General features: G+C 74.3%; 15 protein-coding genes. 10 read left to right on the forward strand and 5 right to left on the reverse strand.

Translation table 11 applies throughout. The features are described from left to right. Nucleotides 1–3: 3 nt before the first annotated feature. The 8 genes from M8H82_RS29870 to M8H82_RS29905 are packed head-to-tail and all read left to right on the forward strand — an operon-like array spanning nt 4 to nt 9,174. A complete protein-coding gene (locus tag M8H82_RS29870) occupies nt 4–1,164 on the forward strand; it encodes a glycosyltransferase family 4 protein (protein ID WP_250078190.1) in 1,161 nt (386 codons plus the stop codon). Beyond that, nucleotides 1,161–2,588 carry a sugar transferase gene (locus tag M8H82_RS29875; protein ID WP_250078191.1) on the forward strand — a complete coding sequence of 476 codons (1,428 nt, stop codon included), beginning with the start codon at nt 1,161–1,163 and terminating at the stop codon, nt 2,586–2,588. Before M8H82_RS29870 ends, M8H82_RS29875 begins: the two co-directional genes overlap by 4 nt. A gap of 4 nt (nt 2,589–2,592) precedes the next feature. Then, the gene (locus M8H82_RS29880) at nt 2,593–3,891 is read left to right on the forward strand and encodes an O-antigen ligase (RefSeq protein WP_250078192.1); all 1,299 of its coding nucleotides are present in this window, start codon (nt 2,593–2,595) and stop codon (nt 3,889–3,891) included. Further along, the gene (gene murJ, locus M8H82_RS29885; RefSeq protein ID WP_250078193.1) at nt 3,888–5,537 is read left to right on the forward strand and encodes a murein biosynthesis integral membrane protein MurJ; all 1,650 of its coding nucleotides are present in this window, start codon (nt 3,888–3,890) and stop codon (nt 5,535–5,537) included. Before M8H82_RS29880 ends, murJ begins: the two co-directional genes overlap by 4 nt. Then, nucleotides 5,521–6,279, forward strand: a complete 759-nt coding sequence (locus M8H82_RS29890; protein WP_250078194.1) for a polysaccharide deacetylase family protein — start codon at nt 5,521–5,523, stop codon at nt 6,277–6,279. Before murJ ends, M8H82_RS29890 begins: the two co-directional genes overlap by 17 nt. Further along, nucleotides 6,276–7,433 carry a glycosyltransferase gene (locus M8H82_RS29895; RefSeq protein ID WP_250078195.1) on the forward strand — a complete coding sequence of 386 codons (1,158 nt, stop codon included), beginning with the start codon at nt 6,276–6,278 and terminating at the stop codon, nt 7,431–7,433. The genes M8H82_RS29890 and M8H82_RS29895 overlap by 4 nt, the downstream gene beginning before the upstream one ends. Then, on the forward strand, nt 7,430–8,086 hold the full coding sequence (locus M8H82_RS29900) for a lipopolysaccharide biosynthesis protein (RefSeq protein WP_250078196.1): 657 nt from the start codon (nt 7,430–7,432) through the stop codon (nt 8,084–8,086). Before M8H82_RS29895 ends, M8H82_RS29900 begins: the two co-directional genes overlap by 4 nt. Then, a complete protein-coding gene (locus M8H82_RS29905; RefSeq protein WP_250078197.1) occupies nt 8,083–9,174 on the forward strand; it encodes a GNAT family N-acetyltransferase in 1,092 nt (363 codons plus the stop codon). The genes M8H82_RS29900 and M8H82_RS29905 overlap by 4 nt, the downstream gene beginning before the upstream one ends. 22 nt (nt 9,175–9,196) lie before the next feature. Here the strand turns inward: M8H82_RS29905 and M8H82_RS29910 are convergent, their stop codons facing one another. Further along, nucleotides 9,197–10,474 carry a glycoside hydrolase family 26 protein gene (locus M8H82_RS29910; RefSeq protein WP_250078198.1) on the reverse strand — a complete coding sequence of 426 codons (1,278 nt, stop codon included), beginning with the start codon at nt 10,472–10,474 and terminating at the stop codon, nt 9,197–9,199. A 125-nt stretch (nt 10,475–10,599) separates the two neighbouring features. Between M8H82_RS29910 and M8H82_RS29915 the strand changes: the two genes are divergently transcribed. Further along, nucleotides 10,600–11,865, forward strand: a complete 1,266-nt coding sequence (locus tag M8H82_RS29915; protein ID WP_250078199.1) for an ATP-grasp domain-containing protein — start codon at nt 10,600–10,602, stop codon at nt 11,863–11,865. A gap of 70 nt (nt 11,866–11,935) precedes the next feature. Here M8H82_RS29915 and M8H82_RS29920 read toward each other — a convergent pair whose 3' ends face one another. The 3 genes from M8H82_RS29920 to rdlA all read right to left on the reverse strand — a co-directional run bounded on the left by M8H82_RS29920 (nt 11,936) and on the right by rdlA (nt 13,730). Next, nucleotides 11,936–12,565 carry a chaplin gene (locus M8H82_RS29920; RefSeq protein ID WP_250078200.1) on the reverse strand — a complete coding sequence of 210 codons (630 nt, stop codon included), beginning with the start codon at nt 12,563–12,565 and terminating at the stop codon, nt 11,936–11,938. 235 nt (nt 12,566–12,800) lie between these two features. Further along, nucleotides 12,801–13,028, reverse strand: coding sequence for a chaplin (locus M8H82_RS29925; protein ID WP_250078201.1), 228 nt, complete (start codon nt 13,026–13,028; stop codon nt 12,801–12,803). A gap of 306 nt (nt 13,029–13,334) precedes the next feature. Further along, nucleotides 13,335–13,730 (reverse strand): rodlin RdlA, encoded by a 396-nt coding sequence (gene rdlA / locus M8H82_RS29930; protein ID WP_250078202.1) that lies wholly within the window; start codon nt 13,728–13,730, stop codon nt 13,335–13,337. A 243-nt stretch (nt 13,731–13,973) separates the two neighbouring features. Between rdlA and M8H82_RS29935 the strand changes: the two genes are divergently transcribed. Continuing rightward, nucleotides 13,974–14,366: a rodlin gene (locus M8H82_RS29935; protein WP_250078203.1), complete on the forward strand. Its 393-nt coding sequence runs from the start codon at nt 13,974–13,976 to the stop codon at nt 14,364–14,366. 82 nt (nt 14,367–14,448) lie between these two features. On the opposite strand, the gene M8H82_RS29940 is transcribed toward M8H82_RS29935, so the two are convergent. After that, nucleotides 14,449–15,987, reverse strand: coding sequence for a von Willebrand factor type A domain-containing protein (locus M8H82_RS29940; protein ID WP_250078204.1), 1,539 nt, complete (start codon nt 15,985–15,987; stop codon nt 14,449–14,451). Nucleotides 15,988–16,059 lie beyond the last annotated feature (72 nt).

Raw genomic sequence — 16,059 nt, forward strand, 5'->3', positions numbered from 1 at the left:
GCAATGCACCTGTCAGCCACCGACCCTCCGCCTCGGGTCCTCCATCTGACCCAGCCCGTGGAGGGCGGGGTCGCCCGGGTCGTGACGGACCTGGTACGCGCCCAGCTCGCGACCGGACTGCACGTCACGGTCGCCTGCCCCGACAGCCCGCTGACCGCGGCCCTGGTGGCGCTCGGCGCCGACGTGCGCGCCTGGTCCGCAACCCGTGCGCCGGGCCCGACGCTTGTTCGAGAAGTACGGCGTCTGGCACAGGTGATCGAGGAGACCCGGCCCGATCTGGTGCACGCGCACAGCGCCAAGGCCGGGCTCGCCGGACGGCTCGCGGTGCGCGGGCGGATCCCGACCGTCTTCCAGCCGCACGCCTGGTCGTTCGAGGCCGTCGGCGGTGCCATGGCCGCCGTCGCCCTCAACTGGGAGCGCCGAGGCGCCCGTTGGGCCTCGCGGGTGGTGTGCGTGAGCGAGGCGGAGCGGATGACCGGGGTACGCGCCGGGATCCGCGGCCGGTACACGGTGATCCCCAACGGCATCGACCCCGAGCACTTCCACCCCGCCGCCGCCGGCACCGTACGCGCCGGACTGCTGCCGGACGTCGATCCCGGGGCGCCGCTGGTGGTGTGCGTGGGGCGGCTGTGCCGGCAGAAGGGGCAGGACGTCCTGCTGCGGGCGTGGGCCTCGGTGGCACAGCGGGTGCCCGGGGCCCGGCTCGTGCTGGTCGGCGACGGCCCCGACGCCGGGTCGCTGCGGGCCCGGGCGCCCGGGTCGGTGCTGTTCGCGGGGGCCGTCGCCGACGCCGCCCCCTGGTACCAGGCCGCCGATCTCGTCGTCCTGCCCTCGCGCTGGGAGGGCATGGCGCTCGCCCCGCTGGAGGCGATGGCGTGCGGGCGTCCGGTGGTGGTGACCGATGTGGACGGCGCCCGGGAGAGCCTGCCGCCCTCGCTGGAACCGCACTGCCTGGTGCCGCCGCGCGATCCCGCCCGGCTGGCCACGGCCGTCACCGAACTGCTGCGCGATCCGCTGCTGCGCGAGTCCCTCGGCCACCAGGGGCGCCGGCACGTCCGGTCCACGCACGACACGCGGCACACGGCCGAGGCGGTCGCGGAGGTCTACCAGGACCTGCTGGCCCCCCGCGTGCCCACCGAGGACAGGGAGTCCATCCGCTCGTGACTGCCGACAGCACCGTCCCCCAGCCCGGCGGGCACCCACGGGACCTGCCCTCCTCACCCGTCTCCCTCATGCCGCCGCGCGGCTCGGCCCCCGGCTTCCGCTTCCCGGCCCGCAGACCCCGCCCGCGGCCCGCCTCCCCCGTACCGCTGCTGGCCGCCGACACCGCCGCAGCGCTGCTGGGCGCCCTGGCGCTCACCGGCGCCCAGCGCCGCCCGCTGCTGGTCGCGCTGCTGGTGGCCGCCGCGCTGCTGCTGCGCCCGCAGCCGGCCCGGACCGCGACCGGCGTACTGGACGAACTGCCCGCCGTCTGCGGCCGGACCGCGGTGGCCTGGCTGGCGCTGGCGACCGCGGTCGCCGCGTACGCGCCGGGCCAGGCGCTCTCCGCGCGCACCCTCGCACTCGGCTTCCTGCTCCACGCGGCGACCGGCTGCGCGGCCCGTGGGCTGGTGCACCGGCACCGGGCCGTCGCGCTGCTCGCCCGGCCGCGCGCCGCCCTCGTCATCGGCCCGGCGGCCACCGCGCAGCGCGTGGCCGCCGGCGTGCTGCGCCACCCGCGGTGCGGGGTGCGGCCGGTGGGCATCGTCGCCGACGACCCGGACGGCACCGAGGGCCTGCCCGTACTGACCACCGGCGAGGAGGTCGAGCGGGCGCTGATCCAGAACGGCGTCCGTGACGTCCTCGCCGTGCATCCCTCCGTACGGTCCCAACGGGCGCCGCTGCTGCGGGCGCTCGCCGGATCGGGGTGCACGGTGTGGGAGGTCGACGCGGACTCCCCGGCGTACGCCACCCGGGACCAGCTCGCCGGGTTCGCCTGCCGCCGCCTCGACCTGGGCACGACCCGGCGCCGCGGCAGCGCGGGCAAGCGGGCCCTGGACGTGACCGTGTCCGGCGCGCTGCTGCTGCTGATCAGCCCGCTGCTGCTGCTCTGCGCGGTGGTGCTGCGGCTGACGGACGGGCCCGGGGTGGTCTTCCGGCAGGAGCGCATCGGCAAGGACGGGCGCCCCTTCACCCTGCTGAAGTTCCGCACCCACCGCCCGGTCGACGCGCACGAGGCGGCCACCCGCTGGAGCGTCGCCGACGAGGCGCGCATGTCGTGGTTCTGCCGCTTCCTGCGCCGCACCTCGCTGGACGAGCTGCTCCAGCTGTGGAACGTGCTGCGGGGCGATATGAGCCTGGTCGGACCGCGGCCCGAACGCCCTTACTTCGTGGGCAAGTTCAGCCAGACCTACCCCGGCTACGCGGCCCGCCACCGGATGCAGACCGGCATCACCGGGCTCGCCCAGGTGCACGGGCTGCGCGGCGACACCTCCATCGAGGACCGGGCGCGCTTCGACAACGCGTACATCGACAACTGGTCGCTGTGGCAGGACGTCTGCATCCTGCTGCGCACCGCGGCCGCCCTCGTCCGCCCGACGGGGAGCTGACCCGATGGCCGGTCTCGCCCTCGCCCCGCCCCGGACCCGCGCCGCCCTCTCCCCGGCGCTGCCCCTGGTGGCCGTCGTCGCCCTGCTCGCCCTGCCCCTCGGCGCCGGCGGCAAGGGCGGCGCGGGCCCGGCCGACGCGCTCTCCGCGCTGGTGGTGCTGTACTGCGCGATCCGGGTCGTACGGGACCGGCGGCGCCCGCTGTCCCGTACGGCCGCCGTGGTCCTCGGCCTGCCCGTGCTGGGTCTCGCGGTCGCGGCCACGGGCGCGATCTCGCCGGGTGCGGGGCTCACCGGTATGGGCCGCTACCTCCAGGTCTTCGTCCTGGTCCCGGCGGCCGTCCTGCTGCTGCTCCGGGACCGGTCCGACTTCCGGCTGCTGGCCTGGTCGTTCGTCGCCCTCGCCGGATGGCAGGGGGCCCTCGGCGTGCACCAGTACGTGACCGGCACCGGCGCCTCCTACCAGGGCGAACCGGTCCGGGCGGTCGGCACCTTCGGGGCGCAGGACGTGATGGGGATGGCGACCGTCGTCTCCCTGGGCCTGGTGTGCGCGGTGGGTCTGGCCCTCGGCCGCACCCCGGTACGGCAGCGGGTGATCGCCGTCGCCTGCGCCCTCGCCCTGCTCCTGCCGCTCGCTCTCTCCTTCAGCCGGGGCGCCTGGATCGCGACCGCGGTGGCCTGCACGCTGCAGCTGGCGCTCGCCGGGCTGCGCCGGGCGCTGACGGTGGCCGCCGCGGTGGCGGCGGTGGCGGTGGTCCTGGTGGGCGGGTTCGGCCTCGGATCGGCCATGCTCCAGGAACGGATCAGCAGCATCACCCAGGTCACCGACGCCCCCGACCAGTCCGTCACCGACCGGTACACGATGTGGGCGGCCGCCGCCGGCATGTGGCGCGAGCAGCCGCTGACCGGCGTCGGCCTGAAAGGCTTTCCCGAGCACCGGGACGCGCACGCCTCCCTGGCGCTGTCCGCCGCGAGCGACACCGACGGCGCGGGCGCCGGGTTCCGCAAGCAGCCGCTGCTGTCCCCGCACAACATGTACCTCCTCGTCCTCGCCGAGCAGGGCCTGATCGGCCTGCTCGCCCTCGCGGGCGGCTGGCTGGCGCTGCTGGTCTGCGCCCTGCGCAGGATGCGCGGGACGACCGCCGCCGACTGCGGGCTCGTCGCCTGCGGGCTGCTGGTGTGGCAGCTGACCGACTTCGCGTACGCCGACATCGGCGGCCCCTCGACCGTGCTGACCGCGGTCTGCCTGGGCCTGGTGGCATGGTGGGGCCTGGCCCCGAAGTCCGGGGAGGGCCCGGCCCGATGACGGTGACGCCTCCGCGGACCGGCGCCGACGGCCCCGCGACCCTGCCCCCGGCGCGCTCCGGTGAACCCGGGCCGGCGAAGGACGGCACCGGCCTCGCCCCCGCCTCCGGGAAGTTCCTGGCCCGGGCCACCCTGCTCACCGCCGTGCTGTCCGTCGCCGGCGCCCTGCTGGGGCTGGCCCGCGACCAGGCGCTGGCCCGGCTGTTCGGGGCGGGCACCGAGACGGACGCCTTCCTCGTCGCGTGGACGGTGCCGGAGTTCGCCTCGACCCTGCTGATCGAGGACGGCCTGGCCTTCGCCCTGGTCCCCGCGTTCAGCCTGGCGCTCGCCCGCCGCGCCCAGGGCGCCCCCGGCGACCCGGTCCGCTCACTGGTCGCCACCACGCTGCCGAAACTGACGCTCACCCTGGTCGCCGCGGCGGGGCTGGTCATCGCCACCGCCCCCCACCTGGTCCAGGTCCTCGCCCCCGGCCTGCCCGACCCCTCCCTCGCCGTCGACTGCACCCGCCTGACCGCGACCTGCGTGCTGAGCTTCGGGCTCGCCGGGTACTGCAGCGCGGCCCTGCGGGCGCACCGCCGCTTCCTGGCGCCGGCCGCGATCTACGTGGCGTACAACACCGGCATCATCACGGCGATGTTCGTCCTCGGCGGCCACTGGGGGGTGCGGTCGGCGGCGGTCGGGGTCGCGGTGGGCGGCGCCTTGATGGTCGCCGTACAACTGCCTTTCGTGCTGCGGCAGTTGCGGCGCAGGACGGTCGCGGCGGAGGCGGCTCCCGCCGACGCGCAGGCGGTGTCGCTGGCGCTGGTCGCGTCGGTGCTGCTGTTCGCGCTGTGCCGCCAGTCCCAGGTGCTCATCGAGCGCTTCCTCGCCTCCACGCTGCCCGCCGGGTCCATCTCGCATCTGAACTACGCGCAGAAGGTGGCCCAGATCCCGATGACGCTCTCGCTGATGCTGTGCACGGTCACCTTCCCGGTGGTGGCGCGGGCGGTGGCCGAGGGCGACTTCGAGCGGGCCCGCGTCCGGGTGGAGCGCGATCTGGCGCTGGCCGCCTGCGTGGTGCTGCTCGGTGCCGGCACGGTCATCGCCTGCGCCCCGCAGATCGTCGAACTCCTCTTCCAGCGCGGCGCGTTCACCGCGCGGGACACGGCGGCGACCGCGGACGTCATGCGGGTGTACGCCCTCGGGCTGCTCGGCCAGACCCTGGTCGGCGCCCTGATCCGCTCCTACTTCGCGGCGGGCCGCCCCAGCTGGTACCCGCTGGCGACGATGACCGTCGGCATCGCCGTCACCTGCGGCCTCGGCGCCTGGAGCGTGAGGCCCTGGGGCGTGGCCGGGATCGCCGCCGCCAACGCCGCCGGCATCACCGTCACCGCGCTGCTGCTGCTCGCGGGCATGCGCCGGCGGGCCGTCCCGATCGGCACCCGGCGGGTGCTGGGCGAACTGAGCAGGCCGACGGCGGCCGCGGTGGCCGCCACCGCCGCCGGCGCCCTGGCCGCCGCCCGCTTCGACGCCGCCCTGTCCGCCCTCGCCGCCGGGGCCGCGACCGTGACCGGCGTGTTCCTCCTGGCCGGCTGCGCCCTCGGCGCCCAAGGCCTCGCCCCTGTCCGCACCGTCACGCAAAGGCTCCGCCATGTCCGTTTCCGTTGACACCGGCCCCCGCCTCGGGCCCCGCCCAGGACCGGTCCCGTGGGTGGCGATGTACCACTCCGTGGGCGACTGCTCCGACGACCCCTACCGGATCACCGTCACCCCCGAGCGCCTCGGTGAACAGCTCGGCCGGCTGCGCCGCCGGGGCCTGCGGGGCGTCTCCGTGGCCGACCTGCTCGCCGCCCGCGCCCGGGGCGAGGGGCGCGGCCTGGTCGGGCTCACCTTCGACGACGGGTACGCCGACTTCGTCGACCACGCCCTGCCCGTACTGCGCCGCCACGACTGCGGCGCCACCCTCTTCGTCCTGCCCGGCAGGCTCGGCGGCGACAACGCCTGGGACCCGCTCGGCCCGCGCAAGCCGCTGCTGACCGCCGACGGCATCCGGTACGCCGCCGAGGCCGGAGTGGAGATCGGCTCGCACGGGCTGACCCACGTCGACCTGACCCAGGCCGACGACGACCTGCTGCGCACCGAGACCGCCGGGAGCAGAGCACGGCTCGCGGAGCTGACCGGTGCTCCGGTCGACGGCTTCTGCTACCCGTACGGCACGGTCGACGCCCGCGCCGTCGAGGCGGTCCGGGCGGCCGGCTACAGCTACGCCTGCGCCATCGCGCCCGGCCCGCTCACCTCCCTGCACGCACTGCCCCGCGTCCATGTCGGCCAGAACGACACCGCCGTACGCCTCTATCTCAAGCAGCGCCTGCACCGGCTGCGCCGGCGTCCCGTGGCGGGGCCCCGGTGAAGGCCCTGCACATCATCACCGGCCTCGGGGTGGGCGGCGCCGAGCAGCAACTGCGGCTGCTGCTGCGGCACCTGCCGGTCGCGTGCGACGTCGTCACGCTCACCAACCCGGGCGCGGTCGCCGACGGCCTGGTCGCCGACGGGGTGCGGGTCGTCCACCTCGGCATGGCCGGCAACCGCGACCTCGCCGCGCTCCCCCGGCTGACCCGCCTGATCCGCACCGGCGGCTACGACCTGGTCCACACCCACCTCTACCGCGCCTGCCTCTACGGCCGGCTCGCCGCCCGCACGGCCGGCGTCCGGGCGGTCGTGGCCACCGAACACTCCCTCGGCGACTCCCAGATGGAGGGGCGGCGGCTCAGCCCGGGCGTGCGCGCCCTGTACCTGGCGGGCGAGCGGCTCGGCCGGAAGACCGTCGCCGTGTCGCCCACCGTCGCCGACCGCCTCAAGCGCTGGGGCGTGCCCGCGCCCCGGATCGAGGTCGTCCCCAACGGCATCGACCTGGACCGCTTCCGCTTCGACCCGGCGCAGCGCGTGCGCGCCCGCCGCCGTCTCGGGCTGCCCGAGGACGCGTACGTCATCGGCGGCATCGGCCGGCTCACCGCGGGCAAGCACTTCGGCACCCTGGTGCGGGCCCTGGCCCGGCTCCCCGACGACCACTGGCTGCTGCTGATCGGCGGCGGCCCCGAGGAGAGCGTCCTGCGCCGTACCGCGCACGAGGCGGGCGTCGCCGACCGGGTCCTGTTCACCGGCGAACGCCCCTACGTCCCCGACGGCTCCCCCGGCCCCGACCTGCCGTCCCTCACGGCCGCGATGGACGTCTTCGCCTCCCCGTCCCCGGAGGAGGCGTTCGGCCTGGCCGCCGTGGAGGCGCTGGCGAGCGGACTGCCGGTGCTCTACGCCTCCTGCCCGGCGATCGAGGACCTCCCCGCCGAGGCCGCGCCGGCCGCCCGCCGGGTCCGCGGCGGCCCCGAGGAGTTCGCCCGCGCCCTCGCCGCGACCCGCGCCGCGGGCCCCCGCCCGCGCACCCCGGCCGAGGCCGCCCTGCACTACGGCATCACCCGCAGCGCCACCCGGCTGATGGACGTGTACACCGCCGTCACCGCCCCGGCGTCCCCCTCGTCCCCGTCACCCCAGGAGGTCAGTTCCGCATGACCGATACCCTCACCGGGCCGCGCCGCCCGGCCGCCGCCACCCTGGTCCGCGCCAAGGCCCTGCCGCCCTGGTCGCTGGTCGTGGCCGGCGCCCTCGCCGGCGGCCTGCTCGGCGGCACGTACGGCCTGGTCAGGACGCCGACCTACACGGCCACCAGCTATGTCGTCGCCGTCCCCGGCGAGAAGTCCGACCCGGTCTCGGCGCTCGGCTTCGCCCAGGCGTACGGCCGGGTCGCCACCCAGGTCGCGGTGCTCGGGGACGCCCAGGTGTGGGCGGGCGTGCCGGTGTCGACGCTGCAGGAGAGCGTGCGGACCGCGACCTCGCCGGACGCCCCGATGGTCGCCGTCACCGCCACCTCCTCGCGCGCCGACCTCGCCGCCGACATGGCCAACGCCGTCTCCCGCGCCCTGACCCGGCACGCGAACCACGTCGAGAAGTCCACGCACGTCGAGCTCCAGCAGTTCGCCCGCGCCACCGAGCCCACCGAGCCCTCCTCGGCATCGTCCGGGGTGACCGGGCTGGTCGGCGCGAGCGCGGGCGGACTCCTCGGCGGCCTGGCGCTGCTGGTCCGGCCCCGGCGCGCCGCCGCGGACCAGGGGCGCCGCGCCGTACCGGGCCCGGCCTCCGCCGCCGACGTCCGCGGGCAGCTGTGACGTACACGACGGAACTCGTCACCGACGAGAGCGCCTTCGCCGCCCTGTCCGCCGACTGGGCACGCCTGTACGGCAGTTGCCCGACCGCGACCCCGTTCCAGAGCCACCCCTGGCTGCACTCCTGGTGGCTGTCCTACGGCCGTCCGGGCCGGCTCCGCGTGGTGCTGGTCCGCGACGGGGACGAACTCGTCGCCGCCGCCCCGCTGATGCGGGTGCACCGCCCGGTGCCCGCGCTGGTGCCGCTCGGCGGGGCGATCTCCGACTACGGGGACGTCCTGCTGGACGAGGAGCGCGGCGAGCCGGCAGCCGCCGCGCTCACCGACGGTCTGCTGGCAACCGCCCGCACGGCCCTGATCGATCTGCGCGAGGTCCGCCCGGGCGGCGCGGCCGAGCGGATCCACGACCGCTGGCCCGGCCCGCGCAGCCGGGTGCCCGACTCCCTGTGCCTGGAACTGCCCGCCGCCCCGATGCCCGAGCTGATCACCCGGCTGCCCCTGGCGAAGACCCAGCAGCGCGCCCGCGCCAAGCTGCGCAGGCTGGCCGCGCTCGACATCGAGCGGCACATCGTGGAACCGGACGAGGTCGACAAGGCGCTGCGGCGGCTGCTGGAGCTGCACGAACTGCAGTGGCAGGGCCGCAAGGTGACGCCCGAGCACCTGCGCCCCCGCTTCCGGGATCACCTGGTGCGCGCGGTCGGCCCGATGGTGGCCGGCGGGAACGCGGTCGTCACCGAGTTCCGGCTGGACGACGACGTGATCGCCGTCGATCTGACGCTGCTGTCGCCGCGGCTGGCGGGCGGTTACCTGTACGGCGCCCATCCGTGTCTGCGGGAGCGCAAGGTGGACGTGGCGGTGATGCTGCTGGAGGCGAGCACCCTGTACGCGCGCGGCACGCTGAGCCTGCTGCGCGGCAACGAGCCGTACAAGCACCACTGGCGGCCCGACCCGGTGGAGAACCGGAGGCTGCTGCTGGCCCGGCGGCGCACCGCCCCACTGCTGGCGGCGGCGCTGTGCTCGGTCGCCGCCCGGCGGCGGGGCAAGGAGCTGGTGCGCCGCTGGAAGGAGCGCGACGGTGGCGGCAGGTCCTGACCGGCCCGCCGCCACCGGGGGTTCACCAGTTGCGCGAGAACCAGTCGAAGCGCAGGCACAGCTTCCCGCCGAGCCAGTACTCGACCCAGTCGCCCAGTTCCAGCGGCGAGCAGTTCGGCGGAGTGACGGGCGGAACGGTGGGCTCGGTCGGCGTCGGGTCCGGCGTGGGCTGCGGCACGTCCGGGCGGCCGGACAGGACCGAGCGGTAGATCTCCGACGACTCGGGGTTGTCGTCGCACTGCCACACGCCGTGCGGGCAGTAGTCGGTCAGCGTGTTGTACAGCGGCTTGTGCTGGTCCATCCAGGCGAGCATCCGCCGCATGTACTCGGGGTTGTCACCGTTGCGGAAGAGTCCCCATTCCGGATACGAGATGGGCTTGCCGTGGGATTTGGCGAAGTCCACGTGCGCCTGGAGTCCGTAGGGCTCTCTGACCTGTTCGTCGAACGACATTCCGCGCGGCATGTCGTACGCGTCCATGCCGATGACGTCGACCGTGTCGTCGCCCGGGTAGCACTCCGTCCAGGGAACGGCGTCCCGGCCCCGGGTCGGGGTGAAGTCGAACCGGAACTTCTGCCCCGGTACCGCCCGCATGGTGGTGACGATCCTGTTCCAGTACTTCTTCCAGGCCTCCGGGTCGGGGCCGCACCGATGGGTGTACGTGGTGCCGTTCATCTCCCAGCCGAGCACGATCACCGTGTCCGGGATCTTCAGGTCCACCAGGCGCTGGGCGAGGCGGCGGTAGTGGTGGTCGAAGGCGCCGGCCGCGCCCTTGCGCAGCAGCATCCGGACCTCGGCGTCGGAGACGCCCTCCTCGTTGCGCTCCTGCATGGGGACGTTGAGGACGAACATCCGGTCGTCCCGCTCCCGCCGCCAGTCCGCCCACGCCTCCAGGAAGGTGGGGGCGCCGGCGATGTTGCTCCACCGGTCGCCGGGCAGGTAGGTGTGGCCGACCCGCAGATCGGCTCCGCCCAGCCAGCGGCTGAGCTCGGCGATCCGGTCGACGCCCCGGGCGCTGTAGTCGAGGTAGGCACCGAAGGCGGGGGTGTCCTGGCGCGGCGCCGCGGGTGCCGGGGTCGCCTGCGCGGGTGCCGGGGTGGCCTGCGCGGTGGCCGTGGGCGCCTGTGCGGTGGCCGTGGGCGCGGTGGCCGTGGGAACCGGAGCGGAAGGGCCGGCGACCCGCACCACCCCCGTACCCGCGGCGAATCCCGTACCGGACGCCAGGGCCGCGGACGCGGCGACGACCGCCGCGACACACGCCAGCCGCCGACGGGACCGGAACGGTCGCTGCTGTGGGGCCATGCCTGCTCCTTTCTCCACACTCGCGGTATTTCCCATTACTGACACCCAGTCATATGAACAGGAATTACGCCACCGTTGTTACGGCTTTCGAGTGCCCCGCTCGCCCGACCGAAGGAATTGAGTCCGTGTCGCTTTTCGACACCCGGATCCCCGCAGTGCTGTTGCGGATCGACCGGAATCCCTTTCACCACGGAACGCTGGGCGCCGTGCGCTCGCTGGGCCGGGCGGGCGTGGAGGTGCATGTGGTCGCCGACTGCGCGGCGTCTCCCGTACGCCGCTCCCGCTTCGTGACGCGCGTGCACCCGCCGCCCCCGCCCGGTGCCGCCCCGGCCGAGATCGCCAGGGTGCTGCGCAAGGTGGCCGCCGGGATCGCGCGGCCGGCCGTGCTGATCCCGATGGACGACGCGGGCGCGGTGGCGGTGAGCCGGCTCGGCGCGGAGCTCTCCCCCGCCTATCTCCTTCCGCAGCAGGCCCGTTCACTGCCCGAGCGGGTCGCCGACAAGGCCGAGCTGGCGGGGATCTGCGCCGCGGCGGGCGTACCGCACCCCCGGACCCTGATCCCGGCCGGCGCGTCCGAGGCCGCGGCGGACGCCTGGCGGCTGGGCCTGCCGGTGGTCGCGAAGTGGAGCCGCCCCTGGCTGCTGCCGCCCGGCAGCGGTCTGCGCAGCACGGTGGTCATCCGCTCGGCGCGGCAGGCACGGGAGCTGTACGCGCGCACGGCGGAGGCGGGCAGCGAACTGCTGCTCCAGGCGTTCCTGCCGCCGGGCCCGGACCTGGACTGGTTCTGCCACGGATACGTCGACCGCGCGGGCGTCCTCCGGGCGGGCGGTACGGGCACCAAGCACCTGTCCTGGCCGCGCGGCGCCGGGCTGACCGCGGTGGGCCGCTGGACTCCCGACCCCCAGGTGCGGGCGCTGGCGGAGGCCGTGGTGGCGCACGTCGGCTACCGCGGCATCCTCGACCTCGACTTCCGCCGCTGCGTCACGACGGGCCAGTACCACCTGCTCGACTTCAACCCGCGCCCGGGCGCCCAGTTCCGCCTCTTCTCCGACACCGCGGAGCTGGACGTCGTACGGGCGCTGCACCTGGACCTGACCCACCGTCCGCTGCCGGAGGGGTCACCGCGTGCGGGGCGGCTGTTCGTCGTGGAGAACTACGCGCCGATGACGGCCCTGCGTCCGACGCGGCACGGCCGCGAGGCGGCCTGGTACGCCAAGGACGACCGGGCGCCGGGCCGGGCGATGTGGGCGCTGTGGACCAGGCACGTGTCGCGCCGCGTCCTGGACCGGCTGCGCCGCCTGGGCAAGCGGTCGGGGCCGCCGCCCGAGGCGCGCGTGGTCCGGCAGGCGACGGCGCGGGTCGCCGACGACGAGAAGGCGGGCAGTCACTGAGGTGCGCCCTGCCGGGGCGCACACACCACGGGTGCCGGACGTACAGGACGTCCGGCACCCGTCGTTGGTCTCACCGACGGGACGCGGCCCGTCCTCGGCGGTACAGCACGGCCCCGCCCGCGATCAGCGCGGCACTGGCACCGGACGCGGCGAGCATCCCCTCAGCGCTACCGGTCTCGGGCAGCGTGGGAACGGGCCCGCTGTGATTCCCGCCGGGCGGGGGCGCGTGATCCCCACCGGGGGGCAGCGGAGGCGTGTGGCCGCCGCCCGGGGGCGTCTGCTCCCCGCCAGGGGGCGTGTGACCGCCGCCGGGGGGCGTGTGGTCGCCGCCAGGGGGCGTGTGACCGCCACCCGGAGGTGTGTGCTCCCCGCCAGGAGGCGTGTGACCGCCACCCGGAGGCGTGTGCTCCCCGCCAGGAGGCGTGTGACCGCCACCCGGAGGCGTCGTGGGGGGCTTCGTCGGCGGTGTGTCGCCGTACCCTCCGTCCCCGTTGCCGTCCCCGTGGTCGCGGTCGTCGCCGCCGTCGCCGTATCCGGAATCGCCGGACGGCTCCCCGTCACCACCGCGCTTCGTCGCATCGCCCGCCGTGGCGCAGCCGTTGCCGAAGGACGGGTTGAGCGCGGCGACGACGTCGACGGTGTTGCCGCAGGCGTTGACCGGGAGGTCGACCGGCGCCGACACATCGTTGCCGGCCGCCACGCCGGGCGATTCCTTGGCACCCCCGTTCGCGCTCGTGTCGGCGAGGGCGGGAGCACCGTACAGGGACAGAATGCTTGTCGCGGCTGCGGCCGTGACCATTCCCCTGCTCAGGGTCTGTCGCAATCTCGTTGTCTTCCTGCTTGAAGAAGTGAAGGAAAAAAAGCCGGCCTCGGAACGGGGAGAAGGCGTCCGAGGCCGGCCGTGCCACGAGCGGAGTGGCTGATGCGCTACGTCGTCAGTCGTTGACGCAGGTGTTGCCGAACGCCGGGTTCAACAGGGCGATGACGTTCACGCTGTTGCCGCACACGTTGACCGGAATGTGCACGGGGACCTGGATCACATTGCCCGAGAGGACGCCGGGGGAGCCGACGGCCGCACCGTTCGCACCCGCGTCGGCGAACGCCGGGGTGGCCATGCCCATGGCCAGGATGGCACCCGCGACAACAGCAACGGTCTTCTTCATGAACTATCCCTTCTTGCGGTCATGCTCCTTTTTCGGCCGAAGCCGAAGCGAGCAGCGCTGTACGGCTCGCACCATGACCTGCAGCCTGCAAACGAGAAATTGACGGAGGAGGAAACCATGGAACGTGCGACACCGAGAAATTCACTCGCATGCCTCATTCCACACCGCCGCCGCTCCGCCGGGAGAGTGACGGGAACCGGGAGAGTGACGAGAACACCGACGCGTCGCCCGCGGGGTCAGTTCCCCTACGCGACCGGGCGGCCCGCAGAGGATTCAGCGGACCGCCCGGGCTGCGTGAGGGACGACTCAGTCCGACTGGCCGTTCGCCGACAGGACCGACAGGTCCTCCAGGATGTGCGAGAGCGCGGCGTCGCGCTTGGCCTGCGTGGAGTTGTCGGTGCACTGCTGCGCCAGGTCGTCCGACAGGATCGGGACGTCCTGGATGGGCACGATGTTGATGACGGCGACGTTGATGTCCTCCAGCGCGGCGCACGGCTTGTTCAGCGTCCCGTCGACCAGCGAGAGCTGCGGGCTCATGTCGCCCTTGGTCGCCGAGTTGCCGAAGGACGAACTGGCACCGTTGCCGTTGGCCACGGCCGGGCCGGAGTCGTCACCGATGGCAAGCGCCTGGGGAGCCGCCGCCACCGACATACCAATGACAGAAGCGGCAGCCGCCGCGGCGACCATTGCCTTCTTAAGCACTTCGCGTTCCTTTCCTCGTAGCGACGCATGTCGTACGGCTTCATCAACCGAGCGCGTCGGGATTGGTTGCGGGGGTTCACCCGGTTGGCGCACGGAGCCGGGAAACGCGTGGTCCCCAGCGGTGCCGCCCGGCAAACGTCCCCCGGTGTGGGCCGACGGAGTGAACGAGAGAAACCAAGTCGCGCCGGATCAGTTGGACCAGAGCGCTCCGGTGCACACGTGTTTCTCTGAAAGGACTGGCCAGTGTTCAAGAAGGTTATTGCCACCGCGGCTCTCGCCGCTTCCGTCGTGGGTACCTCCGCTGTCGCGGCTCCCCAGGCGCTTGCCATCGGTGACGACTCCGGCCCGGCCCTGGCTAACGGCAACGGGGCCATGCAGAGCTTCGGCAACTCCAGCACCTACGGCAACATGAGCCCGCAGATGGCGCTCATCCAGGGCTCCTTCAACAAGCCCTGCATCGCCCTGGAGGACATCAACGTCCCCGTCGTCAACCTCATCCCGATCCAGGACGTCCCGATCCTTTCGGACGACATGAACCAGCAGTGTGCCGAGAACTCGACGCAGACCAAGCGGGACGGCGCGCTGGCGCACCTCCTGGAGGACGTGTCGATCCTGTCGCAGAACAGCGAGAGCTGACGCCGGTACGAGGGCGGGGCCACCGGTTGTCCGGTGGCCCCGCCCTTCGGCGTGTCCGGGGCTGCCGCCGGTATGCGGCCGGTCAGTCCCCGGGGTGCAGGGGCAGGGCCCGGTGGATGGTCGCGGCGAGGTCCCGCACCGCCCGGTCCTCGGTGGCGTCCGCCAGCGACTCGGCGCGCCCGGCCAGTTCGCGCAGGGGCGGCGCGCCCGGCAGTGCGGGCCGGTCGTCACCGCCCCGGCGGAGGGCGTCGGCGAAGTAGGCCGCGACGGCCGTGACCTGGAAGCGGGGGCTCGCGCTCCACAGGTCGTCGTCGAGCGAGGCCCGCTCCAGCCGACCGGACTCCTCGTGCGGGGCGCGGGTGTCGGGGTCCTGCCAGCGGACCGTGGCGGTGGCGAGATGGCCGTCGGCGCCGGGCACGGTGCGGACCGCGTACACGGCGGTCACGGTGTGACCGGGGCCGATCTCGCCGCCGTCCACCCGGTCGTCGCGGAAGTCGTCGTCGGCGACGCGGCGGTTGTCGTAGCCGATCAGGCGGAACTCCTCGACCGTTTCCGGGTCGAAGGCGACCTGGGCCTTGGCGTCCCGGGCCGTCAGGTCGATGTTGCGCGGGAGCTGCTCGCTGAAGACCTCGCGGGCCTCCTCCTCGCCCGACACGTACACCGTGTGGCCGTCGCCCTTGTCCGCCAGGCGTTCCATCAGGGCGTCGCCGTAGTCGCTGCCGACGCCCACGCCGAAGAGGCTGATGCCGTGCTCCTGCCGGGCGCCCGCGATGCGTTCCAGGATGGTGTCGGCGTCGGTGGCGCCCGTGTTGGCGAGGGCGTCGGAGATCAGGACGACCCGGTTCGTCGCGCCCTCGCGCAGGCCCTCCACCGCGGTCGCGTAGCCGGTCTCGACGCCCGCTTGCAGGTTGGTCGACAGGGTCGGCTCCAGGCTGTCGACGGCCTCGTGGATCGCGTCGCGGTTGCCGCCCACGCGGGTCATCGGCAGGACCGTCTCGGCCTCGTCGCTGAACGTCACGACGGCGACCGAGTCGTCGTCGCGCAGGCGGTCGGTCATCACCCCCAGCGACTCCTGGGCCAGGTCGAGGCGGCCCTCCTCGCTCATAGAGCCCGAGATGTCGATGACGAAGGTCAGGGCGGCGGGCGGGCGTTCGTCCTCGGCCGGGGCGGCTCGGGTGGCCAGGCCGACACGGACCAGGGACCAGTCCTCCCGGTCCGTGCGCGCGCCGTCGACCGTGACGGAGAAGCCGTCGCCGTCGGGGCGGTCGTAGTCCTGGCGGAAGCTGTTGACGAACTCCTCGGGGCGGACCGTCCAGGGGTCGGGCAGCCGGCCCTCGGCGAGGGTGCGTCGGGCGTAGCCGTAGGAGGCGGTGTCGACGTCCAGGGCGAAGGTGGAGAGGTGGTCGGGGGTCGGGGCGATGTCCCGGGAGGTGCCGTCGTCGTCCCGTTCGTCGTACTCGCCGCTGTCGGGGGCCGGGGCCGGGTGGTGGTCGCCGCTCTTGTCCGAGCTGTCCGTCGCCCGGTCGCCGCTTCCCTGGCCGCAGCCCGTCAGCAGCAGGCCCGCCGTCGTGAGCGCCAGCACCGCGCCCCGCCACCGTCGTCGTGTGCCGTACCGTGCCATCGTCCGTTCCCCCTTGGTCCGTTGACGTCGACTGCTGTGACTGTGACGGGGCCAGGGGGCGGAACGTGCGGT

Source organism: Streptomyces sp. YS415 (assembly GCF_023544665.1).
Lineage (GTDB): Bacteria > Actinomycetota > Actinomycetes > Streptomycetales > Streptomycetaceae > Streptomyces.

Excerpts from the sequence above, each read along its gene's own strand:
- M8H82_RS29900 (WP_250078196.1), top strand. The coding sequence starts at position 7,430 with ATGACCGATACCCTCACCGGGCCGCGCCGCCCGGCCGCCGCCACCCTG.
- M8H82_RS29870 (WP_250078190.1), top strand. The coding sequence starts at position 4 with ATGCACCTGTCAGCCACCGACCCTCCGCCTCGGGTCCTCCATCTGACC.
- M8H82_RS29890 (WP_250078194.1), top strand. The coding sequence starts at position 5,521 with ATGTCCGTTTCCGTTGACACCGGCCCCCGCCTCGGGCCCCGCCCAGGA.
- M8H82_RS29925 (WP_250078201.1), bottom strand. The coding sequence starts at position 13,028 with ATGAAGAAGACCGTTGCTGTTGTCGCGGGTGCCATCCTGGCCATGGGC.
- M8H82_RS29940 (WP_250078204.1), bottom strand. The coding sequence starts at position 15,987 with ATGGCACGGTACGGCACACGACGACGGTGGCGGGGCGCGGTGCTGGCG.
- M8H82_RS29880 (WP_250078192.1), top strand. The coding sequence starts at position 2,593 with ATGGCCGGTCTCGCCCTCGCCCCGCCCCGGACCCGCGCCGCCCTCTCC.
- murJ (WP_250078193.1), top strand. The coding sequence starts at position 3,888 with ATGACGGTGACGCCTCCGCGGACCGGCGCCGACGGCCCCGCGACCCTG.
- M8H82_RS29910 (WP_250078198.1), bottom strand. The coding sequence starts at position 10,474 with ATGGCCCCACAGCAGCGACCGTTCCGGTCCCGTCGGCGGCTGGCGTGT.